This window comes from Spirosoma sp. KNUC1025 (genome assembly GCF_045160025.1).
Taxonomy (GTDB): Bacteria; Bacteroidota; Bacteroidia; order Cytophagales; family Spirosomataceae; genus Spirosoma.
On the sequence record NZ_CP087139.1, the window covers coordinates 3,677,061 to 3,688,486 of the forward strand.

Genomic DNA, 11,426 nt, shown 5'->3' on the forward strand with positions numbered 1-11,426 from the left:
CGTTCGATGAGGTATTGATAAGGTTAGCCGTAAACAGGAGAGCCAGCCCGTAGCTAATTCCCGTGTTTACGGCTAACCTTCATAACGCAATGGCTTACGAAGCAATTTTAACGACTGTTTGGGCGGGTTGTACTCCTACCTCAAACGATTTTACGGTGCTTTGTTTTCCAACCGTAATGGCGATTTCATAAGTACCCGTAGGAAGTTCAGAAATATTAAACTTTTGGTTGAACCCTTGCAGAAGATCGACCTGATTGCTGTACAGAGTGTGACCAGCGAGGTCGCGCAGAATAACTACGGCTTTACCCTCTTCAGGGCCGATGGTCAATTTCAGTCGTTGGTCTGCGGTTACGACCAACGTAGCAGAAGGCGTATTTTGCGGAGCAGAAGCGGCAAACGATGCAGTCCCGGCAGCCAGGCCCAGCATCAACAGAAGTACTTTTTTCATGGCTTTAGTTAGTAAATGGTTGTTTATTTTCGATTGATGAATCAAAGTTGCCACGGAATCAGTACGCCCGAAAATGAAAGACGACGAGCGCGTGAATCCGTTCGATGAGCGTTGACTTTTCGGCGATGAGTAACAAGTTAATCAGGCTGTAGGCGGGGGAAATGGAAAGAGGGTTGTGAACAATTTTTTCTCCAAGCCTGTCGAACAGAGTGGTCGAATACCAAAATGATGTCTCGGAATGAATGGGTCGTAAACCAGCACAATCAGTAAGAAACCAGTTGCATCAGCCAGGCCGTAATTAGGCCGCCGTACGTGCCTAATACGTGGCTCAGCACGGCCAGCAATACGCCTACTGGTGCCAAGGCCGGGTGGAAAATGGAAGCCACTGCGGGTGCCGTTGATACGCCCCCAATGTTTGCCTGACTGCCAACAGCCACAAAAAAATACGGTGCCCGAATGATCCGGGCCGTAATGAGCATGATCGTTACGTGAATCAGCATCCAGATGACAGCGACCAGGAACAGGCCTAAGTTGCCACCCAGATTTGAGAGGTTGAGCCGCATGCCGATGGTCATGATGAGAAAATAAACAAACAACGTAGCGAGATCGGTGGTACCCAGCTTTTCGAGTTTGCGTAAGCGGGTGAACGACAGCATAATGCCCAGCGACGTTGACAGGATAACGACCCACAGAAAGTTAGACGTAAAGGGGTCCAGCCCGTACGTAGCTAAGGAAGCTTTATACGGCTGGAGATTGGTGGAGAGCACGTAAGCCAGCGCATGGGCCAAAGCACCACCACCGAATCCAAGTGCCAGAATGGTACTTAAATCCAGTAAGTTGGCGGGCCGGTCGGGTTCTTCCTTGTACGCCAGAATTCGTTGTTTAACTTCTTCTATCGAACTCGTGTCGGCCTGGAGCCAGGCGTCAATTTTGTTTCGATACGCTGCTCCATAAATCAGGCAGGCCGTCCAGCTGGTAGACACAACGGCATCGACAACGAGAATGATGGCAAAGAGTTCTTCGCTGCACCCGTAAATTTCTTTCAACGCCAGCTGACTACTACTGCCACCAATCCAGCTCCCCGAAATGGTAACCAGCCCTTTCCAGTACTCGTTGGCGATGGCTTGTTCGCGAAAACCGGGCAGGAATTTGATAACCAGCCAGAAGGCTACCGGCGCGCCGAGGATAATGCCGACGGTTCCCGACAGAAACGTAATGAGGGCATTCTGGCCCAGCCGAAGGATCGCCCGAAGATCGGCAGTAGATGTCAGCAGCACCAGAGCTGCGGGAAGCAAATAATTGGTCGACACCTTGTACAGACTCGATTCGTCGCCCGAAATGATCCCCAGGCTGTTCAGACCCGCCGGAAAAATGTAGCAGAGCAGGAGCGAGGGAACGTACGTATACAGTTTTTGCCAGAATGGACGATCTGATTGAGACGTTTTGAAAATAAAGGTCAGTAGAACCAGAAAAATGCCAAGAACAACAGCGTCGTTGGTAATCAGGGGTGCCTGCATCGGTCGAATGTAGTTGGTCAGCTTTCCGGGCGCGTCAAAAAGGCGTATTAAAATCCAGCGGCCTGCCCATCCTTGCGTGATTCGGTAGCGCCATGATAAACTTTGTTTTTGGCGTCATACATAATAGCCTGATAACCACCGTATCGACCGATGTCATACCCAATATTATGCCCTTTCCACATCAGGGCGCGGATGGTTTCGTAGGGGTAGCCCGATTCCAGGGTAATCTGGCCGGAATCGACCATTTTTTCGCCCGTCGGTTCCGACGAACCGCTGTGGTCGATACGGGGGGCGTCGCCAGCCTCCTGCGGATTCATGCCAAAATCGATCATGTTCATTAGAATTTCTACATGACCTAATGGTTGAAAACTACCGCCCATTACGCCAAAACTCATAAATGGCTGACCATCTTTGGTGACGAAAGCCGGAATGATCGTCTGGAAAGGGCGTTTATGCGGAGCATACGTATTGTTCTGTCCTTCGTACAGGCTGTAGAGTTCGCCCCGATCCTGAAACATAAACCCCAGCCCATCGGCCACCATACCTGACCCAAAGCCTCGGTAGTTGCTCTGAATCAGCGACACCATATTGCCCTCTTCATCGGCCACGGTCAGGTAAATCGTGTCGCCCTGCTTTAGTGCCGGATTGCCCGCATCCACCCGGCTGGCAGCCCGGTTCGGATCAATGAGTTTACGCCGTTCGGCCGCATATTCCTTGCTAATAAGTTCCTTGACGGGTATTTGAGCAAAGGCCGGATCGGCGTAGTATTTGGCCCGGTCTTCAAAAGCGAGTTTTTTGGCTTCGATAAACGGGTGAATATGTTCGGGACTTCCCCAGGCCACTTTCGAGAAATCATAGCCCTCCAGAATGTTGAGCATCTGCAACGTAGCAATCCCCTGACTATTGGGTGGTAATTCCCAGACGTCGTAGCCCCGGTAGTTGGTCGAGACCGGTTCAACCCATTCAGACGTATGATCGGCCAGGTCTTTGGCGCTGAGGTACCCACCCACCCGTTTCATAAACGCATCAATCGTTTGAGCAATCTCGCCTTTATAAAAAGCATCGCGCCCACCTTTGGCTATTTTTTCGAGCGTATTGGCCAGAGCCGGGTTCTTGAAGATTTCACCTCGTTTGGGAGCCGCCCCGTTCGGTGCATAGGTTTCTTTTACGTTGGGGTATTTACTGAATCGATTAACCATGGAAGCCCAGTAAACCGACGCTTCGTCGTGAACCGGATACCCTTCGCGGGCGTAACGGATGGCGTGCGACAGAATCTTTGGCATGGGTGTTTTGCCGAATCGCTTATGCAGCTCGAACCAACCATCCACACAGCCAGGTGTCGATACGGGCAGTGGTCCATCAGACGGTATGTGCGTTAAGCCCCGTTTCTTAAACTCCGCCAGGGTGAGGCTATAGGGTGATCGGCCCGAAGCGTTCAGGCCATAGAGTTTTTTGGTTTTGGCATCCCAAACGATAGCAAACAGGTCACCTCCGATACCGTTTACATGCGGTTCAACCAGCCCTTCCATCGCGTTGGCGGCAATAGCTGCGTCGATAGCGTTGCCACCCGACCGCAGTACGTCGATAGCAGCCTGGGTCGATAACGGATGCGACGTACAGGCCATACCATGTTGCGCCATGACCACTGAGCGGGTGGCAAACGCTTTGCCCGTCAGCCGGTCCTGGGCGAAGGCTGGGAAAATGGCACCGAGTAAAAACCAGACAAAGACGATTTGTTTCATGAGCCGATTGTATGAGGTTCTAAATGACTTGTCCCACAGCTTATTGAACTGTGGGACAAGTTACTATAATGACCGCTATGTTTTTATAGGGTGCTGGATTTGGATGTGGTTTCCATACCTTAAATCCTGTTTATCGTGTGAAGCCGAGAAACTCTGCTGCGATTACGTACCCGTTTCCAGATGAAATAAACAATCGCCCAGATACAGATGAGGGATGGTAAAATCTGGCTATATGGCTTGTAATGAGCGAGTACCGTACCCGAAAATGCAGACAAAATTGCACTATAGGCCGACATCATTTTATAAATATGTTCGTAGAGCCACCATGTTTTAAGCCGATTGTACAACCAGACGTACTTTAACAAATCGTAACCCGCCACCATCACTAAGGCTAGCATAGTTGAATAGACCACTACTGGCGACCAACTGCCACCGGCTAGCTGCATGGTTCTTATGTAGATGCCGCCTGCTACCAACGTACTGATTGCAATCAGCATATCGGTTCCGGAAGCGCGTTGTTCGCGAAGCCGCACCGCCCGGTAACCCGAATACCCCACATAGCCCCCCAGTAGGGTAAGCATAAGTAGAAATGGATTTGATCGGAAAAGAATAATTCCGATACATGCCGTAGCGACCACAACCGTCAGCATGTACAGGAAATAGCGTCCATAGCGAATGTGGCGTTGAGGCCAGTTCTGATAAAACAGGGTGATCAGGCCAACGATCAGGGCCAGGGTGCCAAAGAGTATATGGGTGAAAATATTGAGTGTGTGAAGCGTTTGCATAGTAATGGGCTGCCGGGTTTTGTATTTGCCGATTTTTACCAAAATTGAACAGGTCCGCTGGCCGTGGCAAGGTTTAGTTGACGAGATGATGCTGCCTGTGACAAACGCCCTTTGTCACGTAATGAATAGACGTACTGATTTTGCTGTGTAATTTGCCTGTATGAATATGAATCGGCTGCTGGATAATTTCGTTGTGCGCAACCTGCTGGGATTACTGGCGTTGCTGGGGATTCACTACCTCAGCGACCTGTATGCAATTGACCAGCGGCCAGGATTTTCTAAACTATCGCCTTATCTGTACCTGTTGTTGCTGTACGGCTGGCTGGTTTTTCACAACCGGATTCTGTTCGAACGAATGTTCCTGCACGGCCAAAAAGCACTTTACTTCGGATGCGTGCTTTTTCTGATGGCCTTAGGGTCGTTCAACATGAATTTCATTCTGCGCACCGAATTTGAAATCGTACGTTCGTTGCCTTACCTGGTCAACTTCTGGGTGTATACCGTTACGGGCCTGGGTGTTTATGTTACGTACCGCTACCTGCGAACTCAGCAGCAACCAGCCGTACCGTCAGCGCCTGAATACGCTACGTTGCCGGTCGACGAAGCGATCTATTTTTCATGTCTTGTCGATGGCAACAGACAGAATATTGCCTATGCCGACATGTTGTACGTTGAAAGTCTGGAAAATTACCTTAAGATCATCACCAGGTCGAAAACCTATATTACCCGGCTGACGCTCAAAGAGGCTGAGGAGCGATTGCCAAAACGACTCTTTGTTCGAATTAGCCGGTCGTATATCGTGAACGTAGCACAGGTAAGCAAGCGTCAGCCGGATTCCGTATGGATTGGCGATAAAGAATTACGCATCGGTAAAGTATACAAACGATACGTAGCCGAGCAATGGACGACGGAATAGCTACCTCATCGGCGTGTTTCCAGACACGAGCTTAGTTTTACTGTATGTTTAGCGTTTGGCCGAAAGCCCACTGTTCAAAAAAAGACCCGCTGCCCAGTCAGTTATTCAGACTAGGCAGCGGGTCATTGATAAATAAAAACCTGTTTTCAGCTTAACGGCTAAAAGGCAGATAAAGACAGGGTTTGAACACCTTGAGGTATCCAAACCCTGCTGTATTTATTACTGCTGGAAGAAGTCGATCTTGTCAGCATCGGTGTTGTTGGTGATTTTTACCTCGCCACCACTGCCTCCGTCAATCACCGTCGTCAGCGTCAACGTGCCCGACGTAGCCCCCGGCGTTAGTTTGCCTGTCAAGCCAAAGGAGAGGACATTGCCCGCACCCACCACCTGAGTCGTCGTCAGTATGTAGTAATAATCATCCAACTCTCCATCGAAACTCCAGGCCCCATTGCTCACTGTCCGACCGCCCACCGATGTGGCTGTGCCTGGGAAGCTCAGAGTGATCTTAGGATCTTTGGTGAGCTTAACCGTAATCAGACCCGACGTAGCCACGTTGCTCAACTCAAAGACATCAACCACTACCGAAATGTTGGTGGTATTGTACGTGGTCGATGGACGAGCATAGATGATGGGGGTAAGATCAGGCACCCGAATCGAGTTGAGCGTAGCTGTACCAGTCGTAACAGACTCTTTACCGGCATTATCAATAGCGGTGAAGGTAAACACCACCGGGTTGCTGTCATTCGTCGGATTTACGGATACCGGTACGGTTGGTATACCACTGCCATCGGTAGGTACAGTTACCCCACCCACGGGGAAGTTGGCTGACGTGTAGACCGTGCCGTTGATGGTCAGCGACGTAGTATTCGTCGGGAACGCCGTGATATGAATGGCCGTTACGCTACCCGGTGCGGTATCGCTACTGGGGCTCACACTGGTGAAAGCCGTTGGCGGAACCGTCACGGCACTGCTGCCGCCCAGGTTCGTGGCCGTGGCCGTTCCACTGCCCGGTGTAGGCATTTTCTCAATACCAAAGTTCTGATTGACCACAGCACTGCTAGCGATAGCCAGCTCGATGACCCCCAGGGTACTGCCTTGTGTAGCCGTATTGGTGGCATCGACATTCTCACCCGTGTTGACCCAGCCCGTTGGTAAGGTGCCGGGCGTAGTGGCCGTTGCGGTGCTAGCCAAGACTAATTTATAGCCCGTTACGTTGATGGGCACCCCACTTAAGGAGTAAGATCCATCAGTCGCGACGCTCACCGAGGTCACCACCGTATTGCTGGCATTGACCAGATTGACGTAGAGCGGACCGCCTGCATTAGTAGCGTTTTCGCTGCCATTCTGACTCAGATTTCCATCCGCATCATCCCACACCTTACCGGAAACCATTGTCGTGAGCGTCGAGCTAACAGTTGCCGTACCGGTGTTCGCCGAAGCCTGACCGGCATTATCAATGGTTTTGAAGCTGAAACTCACTGGACTGGCATCGTTGGTAGGGTCCACCAGGATGGGCACCGTCGGAGCTCCACTGCCATCGGTAGGTACAGTTACCCCCCCACCGGGAAGTTCCCCAGAGTGAACACCGTGCCGTTGATAGTCAGGCTCGTTACGTTGGTGGGGAAGCCCGTCACATGAATGGCCGTTACGCTGCCCGGTGCGGTATCCACACTAGTGGTGGTGCTGATAAAGGTGCTGGCTGGTACCGTGACGGGCGAAGTACCCCCGTTGTTGACCACCGTGCTGCTACCACTACCGGCTGAGGGCAGTTCTTCGATGCCGAAGTTCTGATTAGTGACCGCTGCCGTGCCGGTGTTTAGCTCAATGACTCCCAGCGTACTGCCCTGGGTAGCCGTATTGCTGGCATCGACGCTTTCGCCAGTGTTTACCCAACCCGTTGGTAAGGTGCCCGGACTGGTAGCCGTGGCTGTGCTGGTCAGCACCAGTTTGTAACCCGTTACGTTGGTGGGTACCCCACTTAAGGAGTAGCTGCCATTGGCGGCCACGCTCACCGAAGCAACTACCGTGCTGCTGCCGTCGACTAAGTTGACATATAACGTACTGTTAGCATCGGTGCCCGTTTCTGAACCGTTGAAGTTTAAACTGCCATCGGCATCATTCCAGACCGTACCCGAGATCGTGGTCAACAGCGTCGAACTAATAGTTGCCGTACCGCTGGTGGTGGACTCTTTCCCCGCATTGTCGATGGCAGTGAAAGTAAACACCACTGGGTTGCTATCGTTGGTGGGGTCCACCAGAATCAACACGGTTGGCGTGCCACTGTCATCGGTGGGGATCAGTATGCCCCCCACCGGGAAGCTGTCTGAACCATACACACTACCGTTGATCGTCAGCGAACTGGTGTTGGTTGGGAAACTGGTGATATGAATGGCTGTCACACTACCCGGCGCCGTGTCACTACTCGCGGTAGTGCTGGTGAAGGTAGTAGCGGGCACACTCACGGGTGTTGTCCCCCAGCGTTAGCCACCGTAGCGGTACCGCTACCTGGGGTAGGCAGTTTCTCGATACCAAAATTCTGATTGACCACTGCGCTGGTGGTGGTCGTTAATTCAATCACACCCAGCGTAGAGCTTTGGGTAGCCGTGTTGCTGGCATCGACGCTTTCGCCGGTGTTTACCCAACCCGTTGGTAAGGTGCCCGGACTGGTAGCCGTGGCTGTATTAGCCAGTACGAGTTTATAGCCCGTTACGTTGGTGGGTACCCCGCTCAGCGAGTAAGACCCGTCAGCCGCTACGCTGACCGAAGCCACCACTGTATTCGATCCGTCGACCAGGTTGACATACAGCGGTCCACCGGCGTTGGTGGTGGTTTCGCTGCCATTCTGACTCAAACTGCCATCGGCATCATCCCAGACTTTACCCGATACCGTTGTGGTCAGCGTCGAGTTGAGGGTGGCCGTGCCAGTGTTTGGCGAATCTTGGCCTGCATTGTCGATGGCCACAAATGGAATCACTACTGGATTGGCATCATTGGTCGGGTCAACCAGAACCGGTACACTTGGGCTACCATTACCATCGGTGGGCACTGTAACTCCGTTCGTCGGGAAATTACCCGAAGTATAGGTCGTGCCGTTGATGGTCAGGCTTGTTACGTTGCCAGGGAAGCTGCTGATACGGATGGCCGTTACGCTGCCCGGTGCGGTATCCGTACTGGCGCTGGTGCTGGTAAAGGCACTGGCTGGTACACTAACCGCATTGGTGCCTCCACTGTTATCAACGGTCGCGATGCCACTACCTGCGCTTGGTAAGACTTCGATACCAAAGTTTTGATTCACGATTCCGCTCGTGCCCGTGCTTAGCTCAATGACTCCCAGCGTACTGCCTTGTGTGGCCGTATTGGAGCCATCCACATTCTCGCCGGTATTGACCCAGCCCGTTGGTAAGGTGCCAGGTGTAGTGCCCGTGGCCGAACTAGCTAGTACCAGTTTGTAACCCGTTACGTTGGTCGGTACGCCACTCAGTGAATAGCTGCCATTGGCGGCTACGCTAACTGAAGTCACTACCGTGTTAGACCCGTCGACTAAGTTGACGTAGAGCGGACCACCTGCGTTGGTGCCCGTCTCACTGCCATTCTGATTCAGATTACCATCGACGTCATTCCAAACCTGACCCGACACAGTGACAACTGGTGTCGAAGAGAGTGTAGCTGCTCCTGATGTAGTTGACTCTTTGCCAGCGTTATCGATGGCCACGAACGGAATCACTACAGAGCTACCGTCGTTAGTCGGATCGACTGCAATCGCTAGGGTGGGTGCACCACTGCCATCGGTGGGGATGACTACCCCGCCGGTTGAGAAAGTACTCACCGTGTAGGTGGTACCGTCGATGACCAGGCTGGTTACGTTGCCGGGGAAGGCCGTCACCCGAATGGCCGTCACGCTACCCGGTGCCGTATCGACACTTGGCGTGGTGTTGGTAAACGTAGTGGCAGGAACCGATAAGAGGCTGGTGCCACCTGCGTTGGCAACAAGGCTTGACCCGCTACCCGGCGTAGGCAACTGCTCGACGCCAAAGTTCTGGTTGGTGACCGCTCCTGTACCTGTGCTCAGCTCAATCACACCTAACGTATTGCCTTGTGTAGCGGTATTGCTCGGATCAGCGTTCTCGCCGGTATTTACCCAACCCGTGGATAGAGTTCCGGGCGTGGTGGCCGTTGCGGTGCTGGCTAGCACCAGCCTGTAGCCCGTTACGTTGGTGGGAACATCGTTCAACGAGTAGGTGCCGTTGGTGGCAACCGTCGTTGAGCCAACAACCGTCCCCGAACCATCAACCAGATTCACGTAGAGCGTAGTACCTGTATTAGTGCCCGTTTCCGAACCCGTCACCGTGATACTACCATCGGCGTCATTCCAAATGGTTCCCGATACGGTGACAACCAGATCAGAATTCAGCGTTGCCGTACCCGTTGTGGTCGATTCGTGTCCTGCATTGTCGATGGCCACGAACGGAATTACTACAGAGCTACCGTCGTCGGCCGGGTCGACAAGGACTGGTACGGTTGGATTCCCACTGCCATCGGTGGGCAGCGTAACACCACCTACGGGGAAGTTGCCCGAAGTATACACTGTCCCATTAATAGTCAGACTGGTGACGTTAGAAGGGAACGCCGTCAGGCGGATCGCTGTCACGCTACCCGGTGCGGTATCCACACTTAGCGTGGTGCTGGTGAAGGTGCTAGCCGGTACCGTGACTGGCGAGGTGCCTCCGGCGTTAACCGCTGTGGCTAAACCACTACCCGGTGTAGGCAGTTTCTCGATACCAAAGTTCTGATCCGTGATAGCCGTCGTACTGGTGCTTAGTTCAATCACACCCAGTGTACTGCCTTGCGTGGCGGTGTTGGAGGGATCGACGCTTTCGCCCGTATTGATCCAACCCGTAGGCAGCGTGCCGGGCGTGGTGGCCGTGGCCGAGCTAGCCAGCACCAGTTTGTAACCCGTTACGTTGGTGGGCACCCCACTCAGGCTATAGGAGCCATCATTTACGACGCTCACTGAAGCCACCACTGTGTTAGCGCCATCCACTAAATTCACATACAGCGGTCCTCCCGCGTTGGTAGCCGTTTCACTTCCATTCAGGCTTAGGTTGCCATCGGTGTCATCCCAGACTTTACCCGATATAGTCGTCAACAGCATTGAGCTAATGGTAGCTGTACCAGCGGACGATGCTTCTTTGCCAGCGTTGTCCACGCTGCGGAAGGTAAACACCACCGGGTTGCTATCGTTGGTCGGATCAACCAGGACTGGCACGTTTGGCGCCCCATTACCATCGGTTGGTACAATTACCCCATTTACAGGGAAGTCACCCGATGTGTACACCGTCCCGTTGATGGTCAAGCTCGTTACGTTGGTGGGGAAGCTCGTTACATGAATGGCCGTGACGCTACCCGGTGCCGTGTCATCACTAGCTGAGCTGCTGGTGAAGGTCGTTGCTGGCACTGTGACGGGTGTAGTGCCTCCGGCATTGGTCACTGTAGCCGTGCCGCTGCCTGTTGTGGGCAATGGATCGATGCCGAAGTTGACTCCCGTTACCGACGTGGTCACTACACTCACTCCCGTCTGACCGTCAGGCGTACCATCTCCTGCGGGCGCTGTGCCCTCAGCTGTGTGAGCGGCTCCCGTCAGCAGCGTCGCCGAGACAGGCGAGCCGACCGTTTGGGGCGCTGTACTCAACACCACCGAGTAGGCGGTATTGGGTGAAACCGGTAGGCTGTACGTACCGTCAGGCTGTACTGCCGTAGTCGACAGAACATCATCCGTAACTGGGTCAATCGTACTGACGTAGAACGTATTGCCCGCGACCACGTTGGTAGCCGTGCCATCAATGGTGCCTCCATCCGCGTCGTTGAACACCGTACCGCTCAGGGTTAGCTGAGCTGATAGGGGCAAGGTGGCTGTGGCAGTGTTGGAACTGGGTTTACCCGCATTATCCACTACCTGGAAGGGGATCACCACGGAGGTGGCTACATCGGTTGGGTCGACACTAACCGGACTGCCCACCG

General features: G+C 53.2%; 8 protein-coding genes. 1 reads left to right on the forward strand and 7 read right to left on the reverse strand.

The window, feature by feature from the left end; all coding sequences use genetic code 11:
• Positions 1 to 94 precede the first annotated feature (94 nt).
• The 4 genes from LN737_RS16040 to LN737_RS16055 form a co-directional block, all read right to left on the reverse strand.
• Entirely contained in the window at positions 95 to 448 is a 354-nt protein-coding gene (locus LN737_RS16040) for a hypothetical protein (protein ID WP_405510801.1), read from the reverse strand.
• Positions 449 to 711: 263 nt separating this feature from the next.
• The gene (locus LN737_RS16045; protein ID WP_405510802.1) at positions 712 to 1,965 is read right to left on the reverse strand and encodes a DUF819 domain-containing protein; all 1,254 of its coding nucleotides are present in this window, start codon (positions 1,963 to 1,965) and stop codon (positions 712 to 714) included.
• 47 nt (positions 1,966 to 2,012) lie between these two features.
• A complete protein-coding gene (gene ggt / locus LN737_RS16050) occupies positions 2,013 to 3,707 on the reverse strand; it encodes a gamma-glutamyltransferase (RefSeq protein WP_405510803.1) in 1,695 nt (564 codons plus the stop codon).
• Between the two features lie 119 nt (positions 3,708 to 3,826).
• Positions 3,827 to 4,492, reverse strand: coding sequence for a hypothetical protein (locus tag LN737_RS16055; protein WP_405510804.1), 666 nt, complete (start codon positions 4,490 to 4,492; stop codon positions 3,827 to 3,829).
• A gap of 160 nt (positions 4,493 to 4,652) precedes the next feature.
• Between LN737_RS16055 and LN737_RS16060 the strand changes: the two genes are divergently transcribed.
• Complete coding sequence (locus LN737_RS16060; RefSeq protein WP_405510805.1) at positions 4,653 to 5,408, forward strand: LytTR family DNA-binding domain-containing protein; 756 nt, start codon at positions 4,653 to 4,655, stop codon at positions 5,406 to 5,408.
• Between the two features lie 219 nt (positions 5,409 to 5,627).
• Here the strand turns inward: LN737_RS16060 and LN737_RS16065 are convergent, their stop codons facing one another.
• The 3 genes from LN737_RS16065 to LN737_RS16075 are packed head-to-tail and all read right to left on the reverse strand — an operon-like array spanning position 5,628 to position 11,424.
• Positions 5,628 to 6,926 carry a hypothetical protein gene (locus LN737_RS16065; RefSeq protein WP_405510806.1) on the reverse strand — a complete coding sequence of 433 codons (1,299 nt, stop codon included), beginning with the start codon at positions 6,924 to 6,926 and terminating at the stop codon, positions 5,628 to 5,630.
• Positions 6,927 to 6,958: 32 nt separating this feature from the next.
• Positions 6,959 to 7,864, reverse strand: a complete 906-nt coding sequence (locus tag LN737_RS16070) for a hypothetical protein (protein ID WP_405510807.1) — start codon at positions 7,862 to 7,864, stop codon at positions 6,959 to 6,961.
• Between the two features lie 2 nt (positions 7,865 to 7,866).
• Entirely contained in the window at positions 7,867 to 11,424 is a 3,558-nt protein-coding gene (locus tag LN737_RS16075; RefSeq protein ID WP_405510808.1) for a beta strand repeat-containing protein, read from the reverse strand.
• Positions 11,425 to 11,426: the final 2 nt, after the last annotated feature.

What these genes read in the sequence shown, in the direction of transcription:
- LN737_RS16040 (WP_405510801.1), bottom strand. Translation starts at nt 448, where the DNA reads ATGAAAAAAGTACTTCTGTTGATGCTGGGCCTGGCTGCCGGGACTGCA.
- LN737_RS16045 (WP_405510802.1), bottom strand. Translation starts at nt 1,965, where the DNA reads ATGCAGGCACCCCTGATTACCAACGACGCTGTTGTTCTTGGCATTTTT.
- ggt (WP_405510803.1), bottom strand. Translation starts at nt 3,707, where the DNA reads ATGAAACAAATCGTCTTTGTCTGGTTTTTACTCGGTGCCATTTTCCCA.
- LN737_RS16055 (WP_405510804.1), bottom strand. Translation starts at nt 4,492, where the DNA reads ATGCAAACGCTTCACACACTCAATATTTTCACCCATATACTCTTTGGC.
- LN737_RS16060 (WP_405510805.1), top strand. Translation starts at nt 4,653, where the DNA reads ATGAATATGAATCGGCTGCTGGATAATTTCGTTGTGCGCAACCTGCTG.